This window comes from Cohnella sp. GCM10020058 (assembly GCF_042683485.1).
GTDB lineage: Bacteria > Bacillota > Bacilli > Paenibacillales > Paenibacillaceae > Cohnella.
This window is the reverse complement of sequence record NZ_JBHUJV010000017.1, coordinates 447,301-473,922: the sequence shown is the minus strand read 5'-3', so window position 1 is coordinate 473,922 and position 26,622 is coordinate 447,301. Positions and strand designations below refer to the sequence as shown.

General features: G+C 60.6%; 17 protein-coding genes. 2 read left to right on the top strand and 15 right to left on the bottom strand.

Annotation, left to right across the window (positions count from 1 at the left end):
- Window positions 1–11 precede the first annotated feature (11 nt).
- The 10 genes from ACFSR7_RS29620 to ACFSR7_RS29575 all read right to left on the bottom strand — a co-directional run bounded on the left by ACFSR7_RS29620 (window position 12) and on the right by ACFSR7_RS29575 (window position 19,104).
- A complete protein-coding gene (locus ACFSR7_RS29620; RefSeq protein ID WP_378167870.1) occupies window positions 12–1,901 on the bottom strand; it encodes an ADP-ribosylglycohydrolase family protein in 1,890 nt (629 codons plus the stop codon).
- Window positions 1,894–5,088, bottom strand: a complete 3,195-nt coding sequence (locus ACFSR7_RS29615; protein ID WP_378167868.1) for a beta-galactosidase — start codon at window positions 5,086–5,088, stop codon at window positions 1,894–1,896. Before ACFSR7_RS29615 ends, ACFSR7_RS29620 begins: the two co-directional genes overlap by 8 nt.
- 14 nt (window positions 5,089–5,102) lie before the next feature.
- Entirely contained in the window at window positions 5,103–7,589 is a 2,487-nt protein-coding gene (locus tag ACFSR7_RS29610; protein WP_378167866.1) for a hypothetical protein, read from the bottom strand.
- A 69-nt stretch (window positions 7,590–7,658) separates the two neighbouring features.
- Complete coding sequence (locus tag ACFSR7_RS29605) at window positions 7,659–8,543, bottom strand: carbohydrate ABC transporter permease (protein ID WP_378167865.1); 885 nt, start codon at window positions 8,541–8,543, stop codon at window positions 7,659–7,661.
- A gap of 16 nt (window positions 8,544–8,559) precedes the next feature.
- Window positions 8,560–9,462: an ABC transporter permease gene (locus ACFSR7_RS29600; protein WP_378167863.1), complete on the bottom strand. Its 903-nt coding sequence runs from the start codon at window positions 9,460–9,462 to the stop codon at window positions 8,560–8,562.
- A gap of 73 nt (window positions 9,463–9,535) precedes the next feature.
- Window positions 9,536–11,290, bottom strand: a complete 1,755-nt coding sequence (locus tag ACFSR7_RS29595) for an extracellular solute-binding protein (protein WP_378167861.1) — start codon at window positions 11,288–11,290, stop codon at window positions 9,536–9,538.
- A 116-nt stretch (window positions 11,291–11,406) separates the two neighbouring features.
- Window positions 11,407–13,065, bottom strand: a complete 1,659-nt coding sequence (locus ACFSR7_RS29590) for a response regulator transcription factor (RefSeq protein WP_378167859.1) — start codon at window positions 13,063–13,065, stop codon at window positions 11,407–11,409.
- On the bottom strand, window positions 13,043–14,860 hold the full coding sequence (locus tag ACFSR7_RS29585; RefSeq protein WP_378167857.1) for a sensor histidine kinase: 1,818 nt from the start codon (window positions 14,858–14,860) through the stop codon (window positions 13,043–13,045). Before ACFSR7_RS29585 ends, ACFSR7_RS29590 begins: the two co-directional genes overlap by 23 nt.
- A 93-nt stretch (window positions 14,861–14,953) precedes the next feature.
- Window positions 14,954–17,512: a glycoside hydrolase family 2 protein gene (locus tag ACFSR7_RS29580; protein WP_378167855.1), complete on the bottom strand. Its 2,559-nt coding sequence runs from the start codon at window positions 17,510–17,512 to the stop codon at window positions 14,954–14,956.
- 278 nt (window positions 17,513–17,790) lie between these two features.
- The gene (locus ACFSR7_RS29575) at window positions 17,791–19,104 is read right to left on the bottom strand and encodes a family 4 glycosyl hydrolase (protein WP_378167853.1); all 1,314 of its coding nucleotides are present in this window, start codon (window positions 19,102–19,104) and stop codon (window positions 17,791–17,793) included.
- 157 nt (window positions 19,105–19,261) lie between these two features.
- Between ACFSR7_RS29575 and ACFSR7_RS29570 the strand changes: the two genes are divergently transcribed.
- Window positions 19,262–20,164 (top strand): helix-turn-helix domain-containing protein, encoded by a 903-nt coding sequence (locus tag ACFSR7_RS29570; RefSeq protein WP_378167851.1) that lies wholly within the window; start codon window positions 19,262–19,264, stop codon window positions 20,162–20,164.
- Between the two features lie 104 nt (window positions 20,165–20,268).
- On the opposite strand, the gene ACFSR7_RS29565 is transcribed toward ACFSR7_RS29570, so the two are convergent.
- From ACFSR7_RS29565 to ACFSR7_RS29555, 3 genes are all read right to left on the bottom strand, one after another.
- Window positions 20,269–21,816: an SAM-dependent methyltransferase gene (locus ACFSR7_RS29565; RefSeq protein ID WP_378167850.1), complete on the bottom strand. Its 1,548-nt coding sequence runs from the start codon at window positions 21,814–21,816 to the stop codon at window positions 20,269–20,271.
- An 83-nt stretch (window positions 21,817–21,899) separates the two neighbouring features.
- Window positions 21,900–22,694, bottom strand: a complete 795-nt coding sequence (locus ACFSR7_RS29560) for a Nif3-like dinuclear metal center hexameric protein (RefSeq protein WP_378167848.1) — start codon at window positions 22,692–22,694, stop codon at window positions 21,900–21,902.
- Between the two features lie 143 nt (window positions 22,695–22,837).
- Complete coding sequence (locus ACFSR7_RS29555) at window positions 22,838–23,449, bottom strand: TetR/AcrR family transcriptional regulator (protein WP_378167846.1); 612 nt, start codon at window positions 23,447–23,449, stop codon at window positions 22,838–22,840.
- A gap of 163 nt (window positions 23,450–23,612) precedes the next feature.
- On the opposite strand from ACFSR7_RS29555, the gene ACFSR7_RS29550 reads away from it, so the two are divergent.
- A complete protein-coding gene (locus tag ACFSR7_RS29550; RefSeq protein ID WP_378167844.1) occupies window positions 23,613–24,374 on the top strand; it encodes a glucose 1-dehydrogenase in 762 nt (253 codons plus the stop codon).
- Window positions 24,375–24,485: 111 nt separating this feature from the next.
- On the opposite strand, the gene mnmH is transcribed toward ACFSR7_RS29550, so the two are convergent.
- Window positions 24,486–25,544 carry a tRNA 2-selenouridine(34) synthase MnmH gene (gene mnmH / locus ACFSR7_RS29545; RefSeq protein WP_378167843.1) on the bottom strand — a complete coding sequence of 353 codons (1,059 nt, stop codon included), beginning with the start codon at window positions 25,542–25,544 and terminating at the stop codon, window positions 24,486–24,488.
- 17 nt (window positions 25,545–25,561) lie between these two features.
- Window positions 25,562–26,620, bottom strand: a complete 1,059-nt coding sequence (selD, locus tag ACFSR7_RS29540; RefSeq protein ID WP_378167841.1) for a selenide, water dikinase SelD — start codon at window positions 26,618–26,620, stop codon at window positions 25,562–25,564.
- Between the last annotated feature and the right edge of the window lie 2 nt (window positions 26,621–26,622).

Below are 26,622 nucleotides of genomic sequence, written 5' to 3'. Positions count from 1 at the left end.
TTCGTCAACATTCATACCTCCGTATCCGAATAGATGAGATCGATATAGGGGAAAAAGGGGCCCGGCTGAACGACTTCCTTGGGCGCGACGACAAGCGCATACACGACCGGCAGCCCGCCGTCAGCGGCATCGGCTTCGATCGCGAGCCGGTAAGCGCCGGCCTCCGCCTCGAACTGCGCGGCCTGTTCGGGAGGCGCCCGGTGATAGGCCGGCATGAGCGGCAGCGCCGCAGCGCAATCGATGACGGCTTTGCCGTCCCAATAAGCGCGGACGGGAACGTCCGCCGCCGCGATCAGGCGGATCGTCCTGGCGCTCGGCACCGTGACGATCGTCTCGGCGCGGTATGTGCCCGAGATCGCCTGACCCTTCGCCGGGCGGAAGTCGATCCGGTCCCCCGGACCTGCGGACAAGGCAGTCCGGCCCTCCGGTCCGGCGATCCGCCAAGGAATCGCGGCCGCGAGCGCGAGCGGAATCCGCTCTTCGCGCCACAGATGCCCGTTGTGCTCGCGGACGACGGCGAGCGACAGCTCGTACGCGGCGCGCGGCGCGCCGCCGGCCGTCGCGGTCCATTCGAAGCGGTGCGTCGCGCCGGGCGATAACGCGAACGGTTCGCTGGCCGGGAGCCGCCAGCCTTCGGGCCCGAGAAGGGAGATTTGGCCATGCCAATCGGCCGTGGTACGGTTCGTCAGCGAGACGGCGAGCGTCTTCGACGCGCGAGGCGCGATGCAAGGGCCGTCCGGTCCGTAGGCGACGCAGATCGTCAGGCTATCCGCGGCCGATGCGCCGCGGGGCAGCGTGAACAAGCTTTCAGTCGCCGAAGGCAGCGCAGCCGCCGTCGCGGAATCCCGGTTCGAGAGCGAATCCGGCTTCAAGCGGTCGTCCTCCGAGCCGAAAAGCGCGCCGGTGCGCCAGTAAGCTGCGACCTGTCCGGCAACGGCCATCGTCCGTTCGGTCAGCTCGCGAAGATCCTTCGGCGCCCGGAAGCCGTTGATGGCCGGACTGACGACGACGCGATCGCCCACCGGATCGACCCAGCGCGCGGGGAAAATCGCCGTGCCGCCGAGGATGCCGAGCAGCGCGCCGAGCGTCGCGACGGTGCAATCGGTATCGTAGCCGCAATTGACCGCCTTCAGGATCGCGTCTTCGAAATTTTCGCCGTACAGCCAGCCCAGCACGGTAAACGCGATATTTTGCGGGGCGTCCGTGAAATTGTCGCTGCCGTAATCCCTCAGGATGCGGGCCCTCGCTTCCAGCCAGTCGGCGCCTTCCGCATGCCAGCCGATGAGCGCGCGTACGGCCAGAGCGGTTCGGCATTCGGACGGAATATAGCTCAGTCCGATCTCGAGCAGCTTTTCGCGATTCGACTCGACGAACGCGGCGCTTTGCAATGCGGCGAAAAACATCTCGCCGTAAACGCCTTCGCCGCCGGCGTGATCGACGGTCGCGTCTTCGTGCGCATAATGCGCGGCGACGCCCGGAGCGCCCGGCGCCGTCATCGCCCAGATCTCTGAGCGGATCGGCGAGCCCATGCAGTCCGCGAACGGGTTGCCGTACGAGCCGGAGAGCGGCGGCATGATGCCTTTGCGCATGTTCGCCAACGCGTACCCGTACTCGTCGAACGGGAAAAACACATGCTCCAGCCATTCCTGCGCCAATTCCTGCGACGTCAGGCGCGGACCGTATTGCTCGAGGGCATGCAGCCAGACGAGCTGCAGATCGAGATCGTCGTTTTCGAGCGGACCGTCGGGCAAAGAGAGATAATAAGTCAGGTCGAGCAGCCGCATTTCGCCTTCAAGCGGCGCCCCGAGCGTGCCCCCGATGTTTTTGCCCAGCCAGCCGCCATACACTTTGTCCGCATACGTTTTCTCGTTCCACACTTGCGTCGCTTGCGCGTTAACCATGAATTTCTTTTCCCCCTTCATTCCGATCGCGTTTCACATAGGCAAGCACTTCGATCCCGCGAGCCCCGATCGGCACGCGCGTCGTGCCGCCCGCCGCCGTCCCCTTTTCCGCCGCTTCCGGCGAGATCAAGGAGCGCAGCAGGCCCGGCTCGGCGAAGACGAGCTCCGCCTCGGCCGTATCCCCTTCGTTCAGGAGAATGAGCAGTTCGCCCTCCGCATGCGTCAGCCGGCGAAGCCGAAGCCGCCTGTCGCCGTTTGCCAGCCGCACGGGCTCGCCCGATCGGTCGCCGAGCCATGCGGCGAGCAGCGCGAGGCTGTTCGCCGAAGGAGCAGCGAAATAGCGCTGGAACAGCAGCGTTCCGATCCGAAGAGCGGCGCCTTGACCTTCCCTGCGCACGGTCACGGCCGCGGCGCCGCCATGATCGAAGCGCCCGATCGTTTCGGCGCCGTCCGCCGCGAGCGGCAAACGGTAAAACCAGCCTTCCAGCCTGGTCCCTTCAAACCCGATCCTTTCCAACCCGGTCCCTTCCGTTCCGAACCGGATGTCGAAGCGATCCTGCGCCGTTTCCAGCTCCAACACCTTCGCGCCGAACAGCGCATCGGCTTGGCCGAGCGTCTTGCGGTCCACATTGCCGTTCGGATCCTTCATGCCGATCAGCCCGTCGCCGATGACAAGTCCGCCGCCGAGTACGTATGCTTCCAGCGCGGCCGATTCCTCCGCGCCGAGCACGATCGCGTTGGGCACGATTAACGCGCGCGTCCCGGGGGGAACGCCGTTTTCGCGCAGCCGCTTTTCGTTTATAAAGCCGGCCGGCACCGACAGATCCGACAGCATCAGGTACGCGCCTGCGATCGCGTCGAGATACATGTTGCCGTTGCGAGGATTGGCCGGATCGTTGCCGGAGCCTTCGGCTTGCCCTAGCGCGCACGACGCTTCCGAGTACAGCACGTAGACGCGCGGCGCTGCCGTCTTGGCCCTTTCGAACAACGCCGTCTCTCTATCCAGAATCGAGGCTGCGTCCCGCACGGCTTCCAGCCGCGGCGATGGCTCGCCGAGCTGGTTGAGCAGCGACCACTCCGCCGCCTCGTAGCCGCCCTTGCGGGCGTTGAAGCACCAGAAGACGACCGCTCTCGCGCCGGCTCCGATTCCTTCCCAGATCCATTGCCGAATCTCCTCGGCCGTCGGGCAATGGGCGGTTCCCGCCGAGTAGAGCGTCGGCCCGCCCTGCAGCTCGGTTACCCAGAACAGTTCGTCCGACCGTCCCGACGCGCTGTGGGTCAAGTCCGAGAAAAACGCGACCGACTGGCTCCAGCGCCGCTCGGGAAACCGGAGCGAGTGCCAGGCCGGATGCGCGGAGCAGCCGAGAAAGTCGACCGATTCGCTCTCCGCCCACAAGGATTGGCCGGAAGCCTGCATTTCCCCTTGCAGGTTGTGCGGATTGACGTGCACGGGATGAACGGGATCCCAGCGGCGGACCTCGTCCCGGATGAAGCGCAGGATCGCGTTCAGATTGTCGACGGAAAACCGCGCCCAGTCGGTCCGCTCCGCGAAGGAGACGAAAGGCAGCTCAGGCCCTTCCGGGCCGGTGCCTTGAGCGGCCAACTGCTCGAAGCTGGCGAACTTCCAGTAGGAGATCCGGTTGAAGGCTTCGATCGTGCCGTATGCCCGGCGCGCGTATTCGGCATATCCCGCCATCGCTTGAGGGCTTCTGCGGATCTTGCGGGACGGCTCGTTCCATAAAATCCAGGAATGCAGCGCCGGGTGCTGCGCGTACCGCCGCACGACCTGGCCGATATAGCCGCCCATCCGCTCCTTGAGCGTGGATTCGTCCAGGTTCGCGACGCCCTGCGGTCCGTCGGTGATCCGCTGCCAGCCCGGCGGGCTCACGGCCATGAGCGTCGGGACGATGCCAAGCCCGCGCCTCGCCGCCTCGTCGAAGCAGGCGTCGTATACGTCGAACCGCCACCGACCCTTCTCGGACTCCAGTTGCTCCCAGATCATGAACAAGCGGATGAGCTTCAAGCCGTGATCGGCCATCTGCCCGACCCAGCCCCGCACCTCGTCTTCCGTGTCGGAGGCATTGATGAACAGCTGGCTGCCAAGCGCGAGCGCGCCGCCCGGTAGACCTGCTCGATGAACGTATCGCGCCTCCGCTTCGACGGGCCCGAACAAATCGACGAGCGCCTCCGCATACAGCGCGTGTCCGTAAGCCGAAGGATGATTGACATGGCTCCCGAGCAAACTCTCGTGCGTCTTGCCTGCCGCGAGGGCCGCCTCGAACCGCAGCTGCGCGTCCGCCACCGCGGCGCCGTGCAGCAGCCCGACGCGCCGGATCGTCTCGGCGAACATGCGGGCCTGCGGATGGGCGTAGCGCCAGCGCGGATTCGGCAGGCACGGGGTCAGCAGCGCGATGTCCGCGTCCATTCGCGCGCGGACCGTATCGATCATCGCCGATAGATTTGCTTCGAATGTAGCTAGGGGTACCGCATGCCCGCCCTCGTCCGTGCGGTTCTGATCGTTCATGCCGAATCCGATGACGACCAGATCCCAGCGTTCCTCCAAGGACGCGGCACGCAGCCGGCTTAGGCCTTGGCCGCTCGCCTCGCCGCCAACCGCGTAATTGCGCAGCTTGATGTCCGCTTCCGGATAACGCGCGCGAAGCTCGCGGACCCAGCGCTCCGCGAAGGAAGAGCGCTCTTTATTTTCCAGGTCGGATCCGATGCATATGCTGTCGCCGAACATGGCGATGCGGAGTTCGTCGCCGGCGGCGAGCTTGCGAATCGCAGCGCCGAGCGGCCCGTTAAGTCCCTCGCCGCCGCTCGCGGTTCCGGGCTGCCGGACCGAATCCGTGGCCCCTTCCGATCCTTCGGCGAACTCGTAATCGCCGTACACGATGAACGAACCCTCGAAAGGCACCCAGTCCCGCACGTGATCGAACGGATCGAGACCGTAGAACGGGTGCGTCCCGCCATCGGGCAGCCTGCCTCCAGGAAGGCGCACGATCTCTCCCCGCTCGGCGTCAACCTCGTAATCCTCGCCCTCCCGGTACGTCACGTTGTCCGGATGATCCGCATTCTCGCGGCTTCTCAGCGCCAAACTGCCGGGCCGAAGCGCACGATGACGGCATCGCTGCGGCAGCGATCCCGCAAAGAAAAACGATTCTCCAACCTGCTCGTTCCAAATCATGCTCGCGCTCCCCTCTACCATGACACGTCGAGCGTGCCGTTCACGCCGCCAAGGCGCAGCACGCCTCCGCGCGCCGACGCCAGCGCCTCGCCGATCTCCGTCACGGCGCCGTTCAGCTTGACTTCGATCCGCCCGCTCGCGAGCGCTTCGGGCGGCGGACAGACCGATACGTCGGCCCCTCGAAGCCCCGCTACGGTGAGCGTCCGCTTCGCGATCATCATCCGGCTGGGCGCCGGTTGATTTTCCCTGCACCAGACGCGCGATCGCTCGGACTGCGCGACGAAAATGCGGCATTCGTCGTGAAAGCCGCGGTAGCCCGCGAATTCGCCGGGGCCCGGACCGACGGCGACCGTATGGCCGACCGGCACCGGCACGCCTTCGGGAAAGCGCAGCTTCAAGCGGACGGTCGTATCCTGATTGCAGCCGGAGAACCAGTATCCGCCATCCTTGCGCGACACGAGCAGAAGCGCCTCCCTGGAAGCGGGATCCTGCTTCTCCTGCAAGAGAACGTAGCCGAAGGACTGCAGCATATATCGCAACAGGACCGACGCGTCCGCCCACTCCGCTTCCTGCCGCTTGGGCAGATGCGTGACGCCGGCCGCCTCGAACGGCAGCGAGCCGCGCACCCAGGCGATCGCGCCTCCGCCCCACTCCGGCAGCGCGCGCCGCAGCGCGAATACGCGATTGCCCTCTGGGCCGACCGCCTCCGCGCATATTCGCGTATGCGGGTCCGCGGCATCCAGCGGCGTCTGGGCCAAGCCGCCGTCCCCGACTTCGGCACGATGCCGCAGCCGTCTCGGAGGCTGTGCCGCCTTGCCGTCCAACCCGTCCCGTTCGTCCGTCGCGAAGACATGTGAGAGTTCAAAGTCGCCCTCGAGCGCCTGCTCTCGGCGAAGGTTGAGCAGCTCCAGCAGACTCGGCTCGCGGGCGTCGCCGTAGAGCAGCAGCTTCGCTCCGCGCGCCAGCAGCTTCCGCACGACCGCCGTCCCTCGCGCGTCCAGCCAAGCGGTCGACGTCACGAGCACCGTGTCCTCGAGCTTGGCCAGCGCTTCGTCGTCCATCCCGGCGAGCGTATCGGTGCCGAGCACGGCGTTCAGCGGGAACCCTTGATTGATCGCATTGCGGATAAACCAGTCGTGGAAAAAGATGCGGGAGGACGCTTCTCTATCCGCGGCAAGCGCGTTCAGCTCCTTGAACGGATAGAGCCAGGTCGCGAGGCCGGGCCGGTCGGGCGCCGCTTCATACGCCCTGCGGATATGCGGAATGATCTCCGCAGGGTCCTCCTCCCTCAGCTCTCCCCGCTCGGTGTCGACCGTCAATATCTCGACGATCCCCGCGGACTCCATCTCGCCGCTTCGTCCGACGCGCGCGGCGGATAAAGGAATGTAAATGTCGTGCGGCTGGCGATCGTAGTAATCCCGCCACGGATTTTGCCAGAACCACGGATCGTTCGCGTAGAAGCGGAACGGATACGTATCGCCCGGCAGCTCCGCGATGCGGGACAGGAAGCCCGTCAGCTCCAGGCCGAAGTCATAGTTAAGCGCGCCCCAAGGCGAGTTCGGCGGCGGATAGGCGACGTACCCTTCCTCGTAAAGCGAGCGCAAAGGGATGCAGTCCTTGGCCAGGTCCATCCCCGTCCCGTAATTCGTCCCTCTGACTTCGGTCCGCACGGACGGGCATTCGGACTTGAACGCCCGCCAGAAGGACAGCGCCTTCCCCGACAGCTCGGCCGGATCGGCTTTACCGAACGTCGTGCCGTCATAATGGGCGCCCAAGTACGTCCATGGAAAGTAGGAAACGCCGAACCCGTTGGAAAACCAGATATAGTCGAAGCCGATGGCCGGCAGATACGAGTCGCACTGCTTGCCCAGGAAGGTGCCGAATGGCGTGCCTTCGGGGATGCCGTCCGGATAGGCGGCGTAGGCGTGCCGGTCCGCCATGAGCTTGGACCAGGCGCATACGACCGTATAATGCGCGTTCAGCGACAGCGTTTCGCCGCCCAATTCAGCGAGGTTGATCTCCGGATGACGACTGTATTTGAAGTCCGAGTAGGCGAATTCCGGCCCTGCGTCGAAGGTTGCGCCGACCTCCATCGGCAAGCCGTAACGCGTCGCCGCGACGCGCTTGAACGCGGCCACGATTCGCTGCAGATCCGCGTACGTCAGTTCCGGCGGCTCCTCGATATAGGGCTTGGCGATATGCGGCGCGGACTTATCCTGCGCGTGGGTGAACTGCTCCGGATTCGCGAAGCCGACATACTTGCCCCATTCGAAACGATCCGACAGCTCGCCTCTCCACTCCAGAATCTCGCTCCCGTCCGACGCCCATAGCAGCACCGACGCGCCGTCCGCCATTTGCAGCAGCGGCGCCCACTGGCGCAGCGCCTCCGCGCAAGTCTGTTCGACGGACGCGTCGTCCAGCCGCTTGAACGGCTTCAGGCTCATCTCCAGCGTGACGCGGCGGAGACGCTTTCCCGTCGCCGGAGCGATATTGTTAGACATGTGTCCCTTCCTCCTTATGCCTGTTGCGTGTACCTGCCGCGCTTAAAATCAAGCGTCTCTCGGTACCGATTATTCCTTGACGCTGCCGAGTACGATGCCCTTGGTAAAATAACGCTGCAGGAACGGATAGACGCACAAAATCGGCAGCGCGCCCAGGAAGATCTGCGCGGCTCTGGCCGTCCGGTCCGAGATGATGCTCAGCGTCTCGACGTCCGTATTGGAATTCACGAGCGTATCGACGCTCACGATGATCGTGTAGAGATAGCTCTGCAGCGGGTAATGCGTCGGCGAATTCATGAACAGAATGCCGTCGAACCAGGAGTTCCAGTGGTTGACCAGACAGAATAGCGTGAGCGTAGCGAGCGAAGGCGTGGACAGCGGCACGTAGATTCGCCACAGAATGAGCCATTGACCGGCGCCGTCCACGACGGCCGCCTCCTCGAGCTCCTTGGGCAAGCCTCTGAAGAAATTGAGCAGTATGACGATGTTGAATACGTTGACCGCCGGAATCAGGACGAGCGCCCAGATCGAATCGATCAAACCGAGCGAGCGGATCGTCATATACACCGGGATGATGCCGCCGCTGAACAGCATCGTGAACACGAAAATCCAGACGTAAACGGACCTTCCCTTGAACGCGGACGCTTCCTTGGACAGCGGGTAAGCGACCAGGATCGTGATCAGCATGTTGATGACGACGCCGAGCGCGAGACGCTGCAAGGATACGCCGAGCGAACGTAGAAACTCGGGTTTATTTAAGATGAAACGGTACGACTCCCAGTTGAAGCCGATTGGCCACAGCGTAACCTTGCCGGCGGATACCGCTGCATTGGTGCTGAGCGACATGGCCAGCAGGTGAACGAGCGGCAGCACGCATAGGACGGCCAGCAAGATCAGCACGGCATAGTTCGCGGCGTTGAACGCTTTGCGGGGCCAGGCTGCGTATTCAGGCATTTCGAGTCCTCCCTTTCTAGAAAATTCTGTAGTTCGCGAAACGGTAAGCCAGGCTGTAGGATATGGAAATCAGCACGAGCGAGACGACGGAACGGAACAAGCCGACGGCCGTCGCGACCCCGTATTGCGCGTCGATCATGCCGATTCGATAGACGAAGGTGTCCAAAATGTCTCCGCTCTCGTAGACGAGCGGGCTATATAAATTGAATACCTGGTCGAACCCGGCATTCAGAACGTTGCCGATGCTCAATGTGGCCATAAGCACGATGATCGGTGCCATGCCGGGCAGCGTGATGTTGCGGGTCTGCTGCCATCTGTTCGCGCCGTCCACCGTCGCCGCCTCGTACAAGGAGGGGTTGATGCCCGTGATGGCGGCCAGATAAACGATCGTGCTGAAGCCGAATTCCTTCCATTCGTTGGAGAACACCAGGGTGAACGGGAACCAGCTGTTGTCGCCCAGAAAAAATACCGGCGGCAAGCCGAGACCTTTGATGAGGGCGTTGACGATCCCTTCGCTCGGAGACAAAATATCGATGAGAATGCCGCTCAGAATGACCCAGGATAAAAAGTGGGGCAAATAAATGAGTGTCTGGATCCAGCGCTTCCACACCTGCCTGCGGATCTCGTTCAGCAGCAGCGCGACGGTGATCGGCACGATCAGTCCGACGACGATCTTCATGACGGCAATAAAAACGGTATTCCATAGCACGTGATATACGTCGGGCGTATCGAGCACGTACCGGAAGTTATCCCAGCCGATCCAGGGAGAATGGAACAGTCCGCGGTTCGGCATATAATTCTGAAAAGCGATGATGACGCCCGCCATCGGGTAGTAACAAAAAATCAAAATGCCGACGATGCCGGGCATAATCATCAGATGAAGAGGCCATTGCAGCCGCCATTTTTGCATTCGATTCATCTCCTTCTCCGTTTTGTCTCTCTTTAGCGGCAATAGAAAGGGACGAAGCCAGAGCCTCGCCCCCACCCGTTCGTTATTTCACGGCTTCGTTGATTTCCTTGGTGATCGCGTCTCCGCCGAGCTTGCCGAAGTCCGCGACGAACTTGTCGAACTCGTCGACGGATGCGTCGCCCATGATGATCTTGGTGAACGTCTCCATCTCTTTCTTCTTCAGGGTCGGCAGCTTATCCGCCATCGTCGGCGTCGCCGACAGCTGGAATTGGTCGTAGACGCCCCCGCCGTTCTGATCGTAGTAATCCACGACGCCGTAGCTGCCGCCTTCGCCGAGGAGCAGATTGCCCTGCCAGAGCGTGTCGTCGCCGTCCTTGAATTTTTGCAGGCCTTCGGCGCCGAGCTTGGCGTTAAGCGTCACCTTGGAGGCGTCGCCTTCCTTGAGGTACTGCTGGACCTGGCGATAGTTATCCAGGTTGTAATTCATCGGATCGCTGATGACCGGCGCGAACTTCGAGGCCATGATCTTCGTCGCGGGATCCGTCACGAACGGATTGACCTTATCCCCGTAATCCGTCATATATCTGTGCTTCACGTAAATGTTGGCGAGCTTGATCGCGGCTTCGGGATTTTTGGTGCCCTTCTTGACCACGTAGAAGGAGTTCGCCGTATCGAACAGCTGCGGCGTCGCTTTGTCCGCATCCGCGGAGACGAGCGGCAGCACCTTCCATTGCGCCTTCGGATCGTTGGTATGATTGACGTTTTGGATATAGACGTCCGCCACGAAACCGTAGGCGAGCCCGATCTTGCCCGCGCCGATTTCTTCGGCGATCTTGGACGACGGCTTGACGCCGAATTCCTTGTCGATCGCGCCGGCCTTGTACAGGTCCTGCAGCGCGGCCAGCGCTTGCTTGACCTGCGGCTGCGTCGAGCCGAAAACGAGATTGCCGGACGCATCCTTCACCCAAATGTTCGGATAGGCGTGGAAGCCGTTAATAAAGCCGCGCAGCGAGCCTTGGCCGTAGTCGAAGAATGCGTTGTCCACGCCCAATCCGACCGTATCGTTCTTGCCGTTGCCGTCGGGGTCCTGCGTCGCGAACGCTTTGGCGGTCTTGATCAGATCGTCCATCGTCTTCGGCTCGGGCAGGTTAAGCTTCTGCAGCCAGTCCGTGCGGACGTAGATCATCTCCGCCGTGCTGATGCCGCCGTTGGCGAACGTGCGCGGCACGCCGTACAGCTTGCCGTCGAAGGTCGCCGCCTTGATGCCGACGCCGCCGTCCTGGGCCAGCATATCCTTCAGATCCTTGGACGCGTATTGGTCGAAGATGCCGGTGAGGTCCTCCAGCATGTCCGCGTCCACGAGCCGCTTCATCTCTTCGCGGTTGACCTCGACGAAGTCCGGCAGGTCGCCCGAAGCGATCGAGACGTTCAGCTTCTGATGGTATTGACCCGCGTCCACGACCCATTGGTTTTTCACTTTGATGCCGTACTGCTCTTCGAAGATTTTGGTCCAGATGTTGCTGTCGAGCGAATCGCCGGCCGCGAACTTAATGGTCGAATCCGTGGACCGCACGGTCGTCACTTCGATGGGCGGATCGTACTTGGCGAAGCCGACTTCTCCGTCGGTCGCGGACGGCGATGCGCTCGCCGTCGCGGAAGCAGTCGCCGATGACGAAGCGGTGGCCGATGCGCTGCCGGACGCCGTCGCAGACGCCGACGGCGATGCGGCTTCGTTATTGCCGTTGTTTCCGCAAGCGCTTGCAAGAACTGCGGTCAGCGTGAGGATCGTGACCGTTGCCGTGCCTTTGCGAATTCTCTTTTTGTTATGCTTGTTCATTGCGTTTCCCCTCTCGGCATGTTCGTTCTTGTTTACGTTTTCATTATAAATCCGGGCGATTTTTCGGCGATACGGGACGTTTTTGCGCTCCGTTGCCCGATTTTGCTTGTTGCGTTTTAGGATTCGCGGTACTCCTGCGGCGTCGTGGAAGTTTCCTTTTTGAACAGTCTGGTGAAGTAAGCCGGCGATTCGAGACCGATCTGTGCCGCGATCTCGTGCACCTTCAGATCCGTCGTTTTGAGCAGCAGCTTGGCCCGCTGGATGCGGACCTCCGTGATATATTCGAGCAATCCCTGGCCCGTCATTTGCTTGTACACACGGGACAGATAAAACGAGCTGAGGTGAACGACCTCGGACAGCCGGGTCAAGGACAGCTCTTCCCCGATAAATTCATGGATATAGCCGTGCAGCGTTCCGATCAGATCGTTTGCGCGCTCCATCTGTTTTTTGCCGTTGTATTCGGCGAGAGACTCCCCGATCTTGGCCAAATACCGGATGCCGCTCGCCGTGTCGGCATGCGCGCCCAGATTGGCGACGAGATCCGCCGGGAACGGCGCGCCCGCCGGTGCGGACAGCTGCCTTTTGTTCGCGTACCCGAGCAAAAACGCGGACAGCTGCGCGAACAGCTCGCAGCGCAGCCGCTCCCCTCTCGCGCAGCTCGTCAACGAATTTGCCGCGTCCGTCAGCGACTTGAAGAGCTGGACGGCGGCTTCCTTTTCCCCATTGTCCAAATAAGACTCCAGCAGATCGAGCTTGCGCAGCTCCGCCCGAAGCTCGTTCTCGGCCGAGTAATCGCGGCTTGTACGGGATTGAACGGGCTGTTCCTCGTCCTGCGCCATCATGAGCAGCTCCGCCGCATGGCCGACACCGCCCGCGAGCTGAAGCTTCAACCGCTCGAGCCTGCCCGGCAGCTCGGTCCAAGCGACGGGCCGCGAAGCGACCGCGAGCGAGATCGACGCCTTTAACAAACTTGCGCAAGACCGCTGAACATGCTCCGCCTCGCTCACTAGCGTGCGCGGCGTACGCTCGTCCGCCGCCGGCTGCCCGGCATGGCTTCGCGATTGCGCGAGCCATAGAAAACGATCTCTTGAAACCGACAGCGTCACGACGCGCAGCGAAGGCGTCAAGCACTCTTCCGCGATGTTGTGGATGGCGAACGGCAGCAGCGTCCTCGTCGATGCGGAGGCGAACGGTCCCCAATCGTCGATGCGTCCGAAGGCGATCGTCACCGTCCCGGTCGCGTCCAAAGGAATCTTCAGCTCCTCGAAGCGGCGCATTCTCGCTTCGTCCGCATCCGCCGCCCCTTCGGCAAGCTGCAGCAAGTAATCGCGCCGCAGTGCGGGCAGCGCCTCTTGCAGCTGACCGCGCGCGCGGGATAAAATCTCCTCGCGGTCGATCTCCTGCGCGAGGTCCCGCAGCGCCTTGCGGATCGCGGCAAAAATCGTCTCGTCGCCTTCCGTCTTCAGCACATAATCGGTCCCGCCCTGGCGGATCGCCGTCTGCGCGTAGCCGAAGTCGCCGTGCCCCGTCAGAAAAACGACGCGGCATCTCGGCCATCTTTCCCGCACCCGTTCGGCCAACTCGATCCCGCTCATGCCGGGCATGCGAATGTCCGTCACGAGCACGTCGATGCGGACGTCCTCCATCCGGCGGCAGGCCTCGGCTCCCGAATACGCCTTCATCACCTCCGCCTCCACGTCCGCTTGTTCGCGGATCAAGTCCGCCAAATAGTCGATGGCGATCGGTTCGTCGTCAACCAGCATTAATGTCGTCATCTTCCCGTCCCCCCTCTTCCCGTTCCATGCCGATCGGTATCCGGACGCTTACGCGCAATCCGCCGCCTTCCCGCTGCGCGATCTCGACCCCGCCGTCCGCTCCGAACCATAGCGACAGTCTCCGGTGCACGTTGTACATGCCGGTCGTCTCTTCCGGCCGCGACGCGCCGCCAAGCAATGCCTGCCATTTGTCCAGCGTTTCGTCGTCCATGCCCTTCCCGTTGTCCTCGAAGACGATCGCGAGCGTCGGCAGTCCCGCATCCGTCTCCTTTTCTTCGAATTCGACGGACAAAAACCGGCCTTCGTGACCTTCGGAAAACCCGTGCTGATAGACGTTTTCCACGACCGGTTGGAGGATCAGGCGAGGCACGACGACGTCCGCGAACTTCGCGGGCAGATCCTGCATGCGAAAAGCGATGCGGTTGCCGAAGCGAATCGATTGAATGTCCGCGAAGACGCGCGCATGGCTCAGCTCGTTGGCGAGCGTCACCTCCTGGCTGCCCGTGCGGGTCATATATTGGAAATAATCGCCTAAATATTTAGTGAAGCGCGTCGCATTGTCGTAGTCGTGCGCTTTGGTCATCCGGTAGAGCAAATAAAAGCTGTTGTATAAAAAATGGGGATTGATCTGGGATTGAAGCTGCTTCAGCTCGGAAGCTTGCGCGGAGATTTTCTGTTCGTATACTTCGAAGATCAGCGTATTCAAGCGGGCGACCATTCCGTTGAAACGGTCGAATAGATACTGGAATTCATCGCTGCGGTTGGATACGAAGGCGACCTGCAGATCGCCGGTTTCGACTTTGCCGAATGCGCGGACGAGCTTGCTTAGCGGCCTGTGGATCAGCCTGTACATATAGTAGGAAAACACGACGATGACGACGAGCGCCACCGCGGAGATCAGCCATAAATAGACGCGGTATTGATCCAGCGTTCCCAGCACGGCGCGTTCGGGAATGAAGGATAGCAAGGTCATCTTCAGCGAGGCCGAATAGCTGGATACGGTCAGATATCGCTGTCCCCCGAAGCGAATCGTATCGGTAAACGAATGGTCGGCATCGGATTCGATCGCGTCCATTTCCAGCCTGTGGCGAATGGTCGAGCTGATCGCGGCGAATGCCTGTTCGTTACCAATATGAACGAGATCCGCATCGCCTTGCAGAATGGCGCCGCCCGCGCCTTCATAGTTGGTGACGCTGGCTAAGTATCGCTGCAGCTCGGGCAAGGACAGCTCAAGCTCGAGGACGAACATCGGATCGCGTTTGTCGTCGTGCAAGGAATTCGGATAATACTCGCGTAAATAGTAGTCGCCTTCGTCATGGTAAAACAAAGGCTTCGGCTGCTTAAGCAGATCGGTCTTCAAAAGGCGCAGCCGGTCCTGCGTTAACTCTTCCGCCATCGATTCGTCGCTGATCGTCTTGCCGATCGGCGGAATGTATACGCTTACCCGAGAGATGTAGACGCTCGATTCCTTTAAAAAAATGAGCCGCTGCTGAAGCCGTTTGAACGCGCCTAGCTTCTGGAATTCCGTCAAGCTGTCCGGCAGGATGCCCAGCGACACCAAGTCCTCGTCGTTCACGTATTCCCGGAGCAAATTTTCCATGCGCGTAATCTCGTTTTCGAACGTCTCCAAGTAAAAGGACTCCTGGGATTGCAAGGAATGATACACCTCCGACCGGACACGCTCGCCGCCCCAGCTGTTGATCGCCGCGCCGATGCCGTACATCGGCGCGATGACGATCAAAAACGTGACGATCAGCTTGACCAGAATCGAGACCTGCCTTTTGCCGCTGCCCATGACGATCCCTCTCTTCTCTCTCGAAGCTGATGATCTCCCTCGACTGAAGAGAGGCGGCAGCCGCACCGATGCGCGGGCTTACCGCCTCCCTCGTTAACGCGTATTCCAGGCGGTCACGCCGACAATCGTCGCATCGCCGATCCGGATCGACTTCGTCTCGCCGGCGTCGAGCCAAAAATATTGCTCTTCGGGGGCGGCATTCTCCTCGTCGTCGCCGAATGCGAGCCGAACGGCGACGGCCGGCACGTCTCCAACGTTTACGACCTCGACCCGATCGCCATCCATTTGCCACGAGAGGCGCGCCTCCGGCAGTCTGAACAGACAGCCGTTGTCCTGCTCGAAGTTCAGCCAGCTGAACGATCGCTTGACCGGCGCGCCGGGCGTTCGCAGCTCCGTGACAAGCAGCAGCGGGCATGTATCCGTCTGCTCGCCCGACAGCTCGAACGTTCCGATGCGCCGGACGGCTTCGTCTGCGCTATTCTCTTTGTATACCGTTCTGGCAATCTCTGCAAGCTGTTTGTCGAAGGCGCGGATCGTGACTTCCCAAGCCGTGTTCTTCAACGCGCCCGCATCGTCGAACAGATAGACCGGTGCGGACAGGCCTTCCGCGCCGGGCGCGAACGTCTGCAAGAGGATGGCGGCATGGAGCGGCTCGTAAGCGTCCTTGATGAAGTAGTAGGCCAGCTTCGGGATGCCGTGCCAGTCGACCGTCGACCAGGAGGCGGCCGGATTGTTGTCGTTGAGCTTATAGAAGGCGATACCGGTCGACTCGGGCCAGCGCGAGCGCGCCAGCTCGAGCGTGTGGCGCACCCCCGTCGCCTGCGCGAGCTGCGTGCCGGTCACGAACGCTTCGATCGAATCGTTGCCGGTGAACGCGGAGGAATAGAACAGCAGTTTATCCATGCACCACTTGAGATTAAAAACAGGCGTGCGGTGGATAAGCGTGCCGTCCTCCGGCGCGGGCCACACGTCGCGCTCGTTCTCCGGCAAGTATCGCAGGACCGTCTCCAGGTTCGGCATGGACGCCAGTCCGAACTCGCCGATAAACGGCCATGCGAGCGACAGGTTGCGATCCAGCGGCTTTTTGCTCCAATAGACCTCATAGTTGTGGCGGCTTCCTCCCCATGCCTCGCCCCGGTGGAAAGGTCGCGTGCCGTCAAGCTCCCAGGCCAGCTTGCCGAACATGTCGATGGCGGGGCCGGTCGGATCCGCGGATTCGTTGCCTCCGCCCCACATGACGAGCGAAGGATGATTGCGCAAGCGCAGCGTGTTGCGGACGGCCGTCTCCTCGAGGATGTCGAACGGCTGCACGCGGTCGCTGTCCCAGGCGGTCGGCCACTCCTGGATGACCATCAGGCCTTTACGGTCCGCAAGCTCATAGAAGTCGTCCGTCTCCGGCATGCCGCTCCCCCAAGCCCGAAGCAATTGTATGTTGGATTCCTCCGCCAGCGTCAGAAAACGGTCGTAGCGTTCCCGTTCGAACCGCATGAGCGCGTCGAGCGTGCACCAGTTGGCGCCCTTGACGAACATCGGCTTGCCGTTGACGACAAAAATCCAATTGTACCAATCTTCACGGGGGCCTTCCGCCGTCGGGCGCATCTCGATCGTGCGGATGCCGAAAACGCACTTGGCTGTTCCGGCCGTCGCGCCGCCTTCTTCGGTCGAGAAGGACACTTCAAGCTTATATAAGGGGTGCTCGCCGAGCCCGTTCGGCCACCACAGCCGCGGCGCCGGAATATGGAACTCGAACAACAGCCCGGTTTCCGTATCGTCCTCGCTAACCGCATGAATAAAGTTATACGGCTCGCCTTTGAAGTTGTCGGGCGCGATCGTCACCGAAAGCTCGCCTTGAATCGGCAGCTTATCGCTTTTCAGCTCGACATTTAACCGCATTAATCCTTCGCTCGCGTCTATCGTGCCGATGAACGGATTATTGACTTCAATGTCAGGCGTCCGTTCGACCGTCACGGAACGCCAAATGCCGAGCGCGGGCAGATCGATATAATGCCAGCCGTAGACGTTGTTAAAGACGGCCGTCGTGAGCCAGCCGACGTTCATGCCGTTGAAAAAGTCGTTCATTTCCGTCGTGCGTTCCAAATAAGGCGCCGGATCGAGGCGGACGACGAGTTCGTTGGCGCCGGATCGGAGCAAGTCTCCCACTTCGAAATCCGGACCGCCGAACATGCCCTTGTGCTCGCCAAGTCTTCGCCCGTTCAACCAAACCGCGCACGAATCGCAGACGCCTCCGAACAACAGTCGCGTCCTGCCGCCGGCTTCATCCCATTCGAAGGTCTTCCGAAGCCACCATGTCTTGAAGCTGTAGCTCTTGGCGATCCGGTCGTTCTGGCCGACGTACGGATCCGGGATGATCCCCGCTTCGAGCAGCGCCGTATGGACGCTCCCGGGCACTTCGGCGGCGATGGCGTCCGTCCAAGGAACGGTCAGACGCTCCGTCTCCGCTCCTTCCATGGCGAGCTCCCACGCGCCGTCCAGCGACAGCTTCGCGACGCCTTCGCCGTGGCGCTTGTCCCCTCGCGTCAGTTCGACCGCGATCGCATCGCCCTCGAGCGGCGTGCCCGCAGGCGCGAATTTTTCCCGATCGATCTCGTCCATGCTTCTGATTTTCGTTGACTGCGCAGACTTGGCTTCCATTGGCATGCTTGCTCCTTCGGCGCGGCTGCCGTGCCGCCGATGGCGGCCGTACGGCTGTCCGCGGCTGACTTAAAGTTAAAAATCGCTTTTAGTATAGACGACCCCCCGGCATGCCGATAGAAGACATTCTTGCGTTCCTTTGCCCTTTGTTGAGGTATTGGAACCATGAGAAAAACCCTTGCTGCGCAAGGGTCTGGGCATGTCGATGAATTCGGGCTTCCGATTGCGTGCGGTATCTGATCGAATGGAGCAGCCGATAGAATTGGGCTGCGCAAAGCTCAACGGGTCGCGAAGCGCGGCAGCAGGTCGGCATGCGCCTCCAGCATCCGATCGAGCGCGGAGAGCGCCTTGTCTTTGTCCGCGGCTCCGATCGCCGGATCGATCTCGACCGCGCGTCTTGCCGCGTCGCGGCTTCCTGTCGCGGCCGCTTCCGCGACCCACTCGTGGACGTCGGATACGGTCCTTATCAATTCGGCCAGCTTATCCGGGAAAGGCGACAGGGCGACCGGCTGCAACTTTCCGTCCGACAAGGCGACCGGAAGCTCGACGATGCGATCGGACGGGAGCTGTGCGATCGCGCCTTCGTTGCGGACGTTCAGGATGTCTACGCGTGCGGCATTGCCGCCGTGAAGCAGGACGGCCAGATCCACCGGATGCTCCCAGCTCGGATCGTCGAACAGCTCGCGCCAGTCTCGCTTGCCCTCCGCGATCTCCCAAATTTCTTGCAGCCGCGCCTCCCGCTCCGCCTCCGTGCCATGATAGGGCGGCGTCTCCGGATAATGGATGCCTTCCTGCTTGGGCAGGTATTCCCCGTGATGATCGACGGCACCCGCAGCGATACCGCCGTACTCGCCGAGCCAGCGGCGAATAACGGCCAGCTCGCGGCGGAGCCATTCGTCGAAGCGGCCCCAGTCGCCGCTATCGATCAATCGCTTCAACTCCGGCATCAAGTCCTCGCCCGTCGATTTGTCTCTGATGGACATCACCCAGGCGAAGTGATTAAGCCCGCCGGTGACAATGTCCAGACTTTCGCGGTCCCTGTCCAGCAGCTTTGCCAAGAGCTCGTATCCTTTGCTGCCGCGGTAGGCGATATTGCAAAATCCGGCCGATCGGATACGGGTATAGCGGTCGATCGCGGTGACGACGCGCGGCATCGGATTCGTAACGTCGAGCAGCATCGCCAAAGGGCAAATCTCCTCCATGTCAGCGCAGACATCGAGGACAAGCGAGATCGAACGCAGCGAATTCAGCAATCCGCCGAGGCCGCCGCATTCTCTGGCTTGATCGGCCATTCCGGCCGCCGAGAGGATATCGTAGTCCATGCGCCAGCGTCTTGCGCCCTGCGGAGAGGCGGACACGATGACGAAGTCCGCGCCGGACAGCGCCTCCCGGCGATCCGATGCCGCCTCGATCCGAAGCGGTACGTTCAACTCGCTTGCGATCCTTCTCCCCGCCGCTGCGAGCGCCTTCGCCGCCTCCAGATTCGGATCGACCAATACCAGCGAGCCTTCGAGCCGATGCTTGACGATCGCGTCCTCCAGCACGGTCGGCGCGAATACGAAGCTGCCGCCTCCGATCAATACGAGCTTCATGCGTTTCCATCCCCCTTCGAATTGCGTATCCCGAACGAATCGTGATATCGTTACCCGTAGTATAGATGGCTTATTCAAGGAATGTTAGGTTGAAATGGGCCTTAATTGAGGCTAGCGATGCACCAAATCGGACATCCTGCCGGGAACGAGGTTTGACATGGCGCTCATCGGAGGCAACGTGCCTTTCAAATCGTATCCGAATAGCAAAGCCGAAGCGTATTTATACGGTGCGCATGTCGCTTCCGTGCCGGCGGACTGGCGTTGCGCCAGGCATTTGCATCATCGGATGCTGGAAATCAATTTTGTGCTCGAAGGCATGCAGGGCGGTGACGTCGGAGGCTCCCGCATCACGCAGTCGGCAGGGGAACTGTTGGTCGTCCCTCCCATGCTGCTCCATACGTTCCGCGCGGAAACGGCGATGCGCTACTTCGTATTCCATGTTCAGATCGACGATCCCGTATTCATGCGACGGATCGGCGAAGCCGGCGTGATGCTGCTTGGGCAAGACCGTGCTGTGACGCCGAAGCTCATTGAGACTGTCTCCGATATAAGAGAGCGGTTCGAACGCGGAGATTCCAAGCCCGGTACCTACCGTCTCGTATACGCTTTGCTTGAAATGCTGGAAGACGAAGCAAACGCACGCATCGGCGCAAATGCAAGCGAGCCGGATGCGCTGCCGCTGCTCATCGCCAGAGAAATCGAATCCATCGTCTCGCGCCCTGAAGCGGAAGCCTCCGATGAAGATTCCGTATTTCAGGACAACTGGATGGAAGCGATCGCGGACCGGCTTGGCTATAGCCGGAGGCATTGCTACAGAGCGTTCAGCGAAGCTTACCGGATGTCTCCCCGCCAGTACTTGTTTGTGCTGCGGCAGCAAGAAGCGATGCATCTTCTAGCGAACACCCGGTTATCGCTCGAAGAGATCGCACGCCGGATCGGTTATGACAATGCGCAAAGCTTCATCCGTCAGTTTTCCAAATGGACGGGCATGACGCCCGGCCGCTTCCGCAAAGAAAAGAGCGAAGAGCTCTCCTATTTGACGCCGATCGAGCTGGCTTGAAATAAAGACCTCTTCCCGCATGCGACGGGAAGAGGTCTTTATTCTTGCAATTGTGCTTGTGCTTCAAGCGCTCCAGGCTGAACCTCAGCCTTAGCCATTAGCCATTAGCCCAGCGCCGCAAGCAGCTCGAGCGCTTCCTCGTGATCGGGCTCAAGCTCCAGCGCCCGTTGCAGGTACGTCCGCGCTTCTTCCTCCTGCCCCAGCTCCAGACTGCAGATCGCAAGGCAAAAATAAACGGTCGATACCGGATCGTCGTCGGCCTGTGCCGAGGCTTCCAGCAGCGTTTTGGCATCCGCATACATGTCCATCTCAAAAAGGATCAAGCCGGCGTCGAGCGCAAGGTCGTAGCGCTGCGGCATGATATAGAAAGACGTCCACATCCGGAAAATGCCGGCGCGCAAGTCCAGCTTTTCTTCGTCGTTCGCGTCCGCAAGCAGGCTGGAGATGCGCCTCGCGGTCTGAATGAACCATTCCGCATCGTAGCCGCCGAGTCGCCAGAACGCGAGAATTTGCTGAAGCCGCAGCGTCTCGATCTCGCGATCGGCCAGCAGCTTCAAGCTGAAGAAATCGTCGGGTCCAAAACGCGCGACGCTTTTGCGGTATGCAAGTCTGGTGTTCACATAACGTTTGGGCGATTCCAGCACGAGAATACACGCCACATTGATGTTATTGTAATGATGGTCCGTGAAAAGCGCTTCTGCTCCCCTGCTCTCGAATACATGCTGGATCGCGTGATAATTCGCCGTCAGGGAGATGCTCCCATGATGGACGAGCTGCGGCGGTTCCGCGAAGCGCCAGTTGTCGAGCCGATGGTCTCCCTTATCGGCCGTGATCATGGCGAAACCGGCGCGCGACAGGCCCCCCAGCCGCTCCAGACACCGCAAGCCGATCTCCGGAAAAAGCACGTGCGAATCTTCTAGCTCGCGCTGATACAGCGCGATCACGTCGCGGTAAGGGTATTGGTCTTCCTCGTAACGCAGCGCCCGCCGGTGCTCGTACGTCAGCGTCGTCCGCTTAAGCTGCTCCGACAGCGTCAGTCCCGGTTCGGGATCCGTCAAGCCGACGGCGACGTCGCAATCGTATACGAGACCGTCCCCGATGTAGATGAGCTCCTGCGGAATGGCGTCGAAAAAGTAATTTGCCACGACAAGCAAAGGCTGGCGAAGCTGTCCCGGCGCGATCGTCTCGCCGGAGACGAGCAGCTTGAGCTCCGTATCGTGCTCGGCGTCGAAGGTCGCAACATCGAGTACGCCTTGCTCGATAAATGTCGCCAGTGCCGGATGCCGGCGCCAGCCTTCCACGTTTTTAAGCGCAAGATCGGTCATGACGTACCTGAAAGGCGGCAAAGCGATTTCCGCGTATGTTTGCAAAAGGGATAGCTCATGCAGCACATGATAGGCGAGGCGTCCTGCGCCTGCGCCCAGCTCGACAAGCGTTACTGCCTCCTCCGTCTCTCCTTGCGCCGCCCTGTCCTGCAAAAAGCCGAAGATCATTTCCGCATAAGCCGCTCCGATCATCGGATTGCTCGTAATATATTGCGGGACCTGGTCGTTGTTCCAGGCCTTCAAGCCCAGTTGCTCGTAATAAGCGCGCTGAAGCTCCCAAAGCGGAGCTTCACTGAACCGGTATTTCTGACTGTCCGTCGCTGCCATGCCGAAGTAACCTGCTTCCGTCTATTTTTTATGTCTAATTCTCGCGTTATTTCTAGTTCACGCGTTATGTCTAATTTCCGCGTTTAGATTCGCTGTAATGCCAAAGGCAATTCCAAGTGATCGACCGGCAATGCCGGGAAGGCGTCGCGCAGCAGCTTGACGACCGTGCGCATGCCAAGCTCCTCGCTCTTTTGGTGACCAAGAATAATCAATGCCTTGTTCAAGCCCATGTCCGCCGCATCCCGTACGTATTCGTTGGTTTCCCATTCATTGGTCTCGCCGGCAATCAGCAATTCGATGTCCGGCTCCTTGAGAATCGTCATCTGTCTGCGCCCGCCGGGTGCCCCGACCGCGAAGGCGAAGCGAGTTACGGGAAGATCGGGATCGCCCGCGACCTGCACATTATCGATGCCCAGCTTGCTCTTGACCTCCTCTGCGATGGACCGGACGGTGTGTGCCGCTTCCTTTGGCAGCGTCAGCAGCACCGGTTGTTCCGGATCGGCGTAAGCTCCCCAGCCGAGCGCATGCAGCATGCCGTCGACGATTCCGTCGGGCTTGTATTTATGAATATAATCGTGAAGCCGGAAAATCGTAACGCCGGACGAAGCGATCAAGGCGTGCTTGCGCTCGTATACCGGGTCGCCGTTCAGCCAGTCGGTTTCATCCAGGTGACTGTAATAGGTCGGTTCATGCGTGATGATCAGATTGGCCCCGGATGCGACTGCGCGGCGAATAACGTCAAAGGTGGCCATGAATACGACTGCAATACCGCGCACCTCTTCATCCGGATTGCCGCTCTTGAGCGTATCGACCGTGTCCGCCAGCTTGCCGACCGGCGCTATCAATGTATCCAGCACTTGCCCCACAGTAATCGTCATGCGTGCTCTCCTCCCGTATTTTCCCGTATCGACTCCGAATTTAAGTACGCTCCTAGGCATCGTACCATACGCCGACCACGGTCTCCAAACCGAAACTTGCGACGATCGACGATTTATTTACGTGCTGCTTGTCCTTGCCGAGGCTAACGTATGCGCGGCTGATCGAGTCCGCGGCTCGAGGCTGTCGTGATGATCAGCATCTGCTTTGCGATTTCTTCCTCGGTTTGCCGAAGCCCGTTTTGCAGCCAATGCTTATAAATGCCGATCGCGCCGCCAATAATCCAATCGATATACAGGTCGTATTCGATGGCGGGCGAGAGCGCCCCGGCTTTGCGGAATGTTTTATGAAGCGAAGCGCTCATCTGGTCGTGAAGCCGGTTGGACAAATCCGGCACGCCGTTGGTCAGCAGCATGATGCGGTAAAATTCGGCGTGCTTCTTAATATGCCGAACCGAGCTGCGAATCGTATGGTAAAGTTCGTCGGAGGAAGCAAGCGCCTTCGCATCTCCCGGACTGCCTTCTATAATGTCTCCGTATTCGGAAAGCACGTCATCGACGATCTCGTCCAACAGCTCTTCCTTTGTGGAAAAGTGATCGTAGAACGTCACCCGGTTGATGCCGGCCGACCTCGCGATTTCGTTTGTCTTGATGAGGCTGAACGGCTTCTCCGACAGCAGCTGCAGCAGCGCCCACTTCAGCGCTTTGCGGGACCTGACGACTCTCGAATCGGACTCATGCGCACGCGGCATCCGCATCCATTTCCCCTTTCGCGCGATTGCAATGTTCCCTAATTTTGCGGTTAAACTACACATTCGGGCAAAGTGTACGCCGGTAGCCCTTCCCGTTCGTTATTATTATAGGCGACACAATGTCGCCAAACAACACAGCCAACATTACACGATCCGGAGGATGATTCGAATGAAGCTGCAGAATAAATCCGTCGTTATTACGGGCGCCGCCTCGGGCATGGGTAAAGCGATGGCCTTGCTGTTCGCGCAAGAAGGCGCAAAGGTCATCGTCGCCGACATCAACGGCGCAGCCGTCGACGCGGTAGTCGCCGAGATCGCTGCGGCAGGCGGTCAGGCTAAGGGCGTCGTCGCCAACGTTTCCAAGGAAGAAGACGTTTCCCGCATGATCGATACGGCTGTCGAGCGCTTCGGAAGCCTTGACGTCCTCGTCAACAACGCAGGCATAATGGATGGCATGATGTCCGCCGAAGCGGTTACCGACGAGATGTGGACGCGCGTGATGGACATTAACGTGACGGGACCGATGCGGGCGATTCGCAAAGCGCTGCCGATTATGAAGGCGCAAGGAAAAGGCGTTATCGTCAATACGGCATCCGTCGGCGGGCTGTTCGGCTCCCGCGCAGGCGCGGCATACACGGCTTCCAAGCATGCCGTCATCGGCCTGACCAAAAACGTCGGCTTCCAATACGGCAAGCTCGGCATCCGCTGCAACGCAATCGCTCCCGGCGCGGTAGCGACCAACATCGGCATCGGCGGCTCCCAGCCGGATCCGTTCGGTCTCGAGCAAGCGATGGCCGGCATGGCGCTGCAGCGCACGGACGTCGGCGATCCGGCGGCGATCGCTTCGGTCGCGCTGTTCCTGGCTTCCGACGACTCGGCGTTCGTCAACGGCACCGTCGTGACGGCGGACGGCGGCTGGTCGGCTTATTAATAACCGGGCCGGTTTGGTTTGATCATCGCTTAAAAAAGACGCTTCCTTTCCGCAAACGCGGGAAGAAAGCGTCTTTCCGTTTTTCAACCGTATTCGAATGGATGGGCTTCCTTAGTTCCCTGACGGGTCGTCTATGATCGACTCGATCGCCCGCTTCGTCGCCGCATAGGCCGCTTCGGCCGAATCGGCTTGGACCGTTACATGGCGGACGCCGGGTTCGAGCGCGGACGCCGACGAATGCGCATACAGCGGATCGTAATAATATTTCAGCAGCAGCTCTACCGCCGGCGCATAACGCCCGCTTCTAAGGCAGCCGTCGATCTCTGCCGCGATCGGCGTATGGATGCGCTCTCGAATGCGGGAAAAAGCGACGATGCAGGCCTGCTCATGCTTAGAAGGCTCATAGTCGCGCAAAATTTGCGCGGCGCGGACTTCTACAGGAAGCTCGAGCGTGATCTGGTAGCCGCGCGAACGGGAACCGTACAACACGTCGGGCACGACGATTTTGCCGATGCGCTTGCTCTCGGCTTCGAAGAGAACGAAGGGCTCGTCGCGGTAAGCGATCAGCGCATCGAGTAGCAGCGCATCGAACGTCTTTTGATTGTTCGGCTTAAGGCCGATGCCGCCGAAGATCGAACCGCGGTGTCCGGCCATCCCCTCCAGATCGATAACGGGCCGTCCCTCTTGCTTAAGCCGCGTCAATATTTCCGTTTTCCCCGATCCTGTCGAGCCTTGCAGCACGATCGGCGTCGGCGGGAAGACAAGCGTCTCGAGCTGCCCGGTCACCCATTGACGATAGGCGCGATACCCGCCTGCGAGGCGCTGGCTGTAGATTCCCATAAGCGACAGTACGGTGGCCGTCGTCTTGCTGCGCATGCCGCCCCGCCAGCAGAATACAACCTTATCGCCCGGAATCGCTGAAAATTGTTTGATAAATGCAGGAAGCTTGGCCGATACAAGCTCGAGTCCCCGTTCCTTGGCGGCGTCCGAGCCGACCTGCGTGTAGATCGTGCCGACCTCCGCCCGTTCCTCGTCATTGAACAAGGGGATATTGATGCTGCCTGGAATCGTAGCCTTGCCGAATTCGCCGGGCGATCGTACGTCGATCAGCGTGACGGGCTTATGAAGCCGTTTTTCGGAAAGCTCATTCCATGGAATGTCAGTGAACATGCTGCCACGCTCCTCCGTCAGACGACGACGATTTGTCCCGGATGCTCGGCGACCGTCTCGCCGACGATGCTTGCTTCGACGCCGGCTGCAACAAGCGCCTCGAGCAGTGCGTCCGCTTGGTCGCCCGCTGCGGCGATAAGCAGCCCGCCGGAGGTGACTGCGTCGCAGAGCACCCAGCGATCGGTTTGATCCAGCGCATCGGGAAACGTAACGTGCGGCGATACATGCTCGAAATTCTTTTTCGTGCCGCCCGGCACGAGCCCGCTATCCGCGAGTTCCCTGACGCGCGGCAGCACCGGCACGTCAGCTTGTCGGATCCGGATGCCGACGCCGCTGCCTTTGGCCATCTCGAGCGCATGCCCAAGCAACCCGAAGCCCGTAACGTCGGTACAGCCGTCCACCGTATAGCCTGCCATCGTCTCTGCGGCTGTTTTGTTCAACGTGGCCATCACCTGCGTCACGCGTGCGATCTCGCTCTCGCTCAGCCGATCGTTTTTAATCGATGTCGTCAGGATGCCGACGCCGATCGGCTTGGTCAGAATCAGCTTGTTGCCGGGCTTGGCGCCAGCGTTTGTTTTAACGCGGTCCGGGTGAATGATGCCGGTGACGGCCAGTCCGAACTTCGGCTCTTTGTCGTCGATGGAATGGCCGCCGACAAGCGTCGCACCCGCTTCGCGGACTTTGTCTCCGGCGCCGCGCAATATATCGGCGAGAACTTGCTTGTCGAGCGTGTTGATCGGGAATGCAACGATGTTCAGCGCTGTTAACGGCTTGCCGCCCATCGCATAGATGTCGCTAATGGCATTAGCCGCGGCGATCTGGCCGAATTCGTAGGGGTCGTCCACGATCGGCGTAAAAAAATCGACGGTCTGCACGATCGCCAGCTCGTCGTTCAGCTTGTACACGCCTGCGTCGTCGCTCGTATCGATGCCGACGAGCAGATTAGGATCCGCTGACCATGCGGGCAAGCTCCGGATTACCTCGGACAGATCGCCGGGGCCGATCTTGCAGCCGCAGCCGCCCTTGCTCGACAGCGAAGTCAATTTAATTTTTTCGTTGGCGCTCATTGTTTCCATCC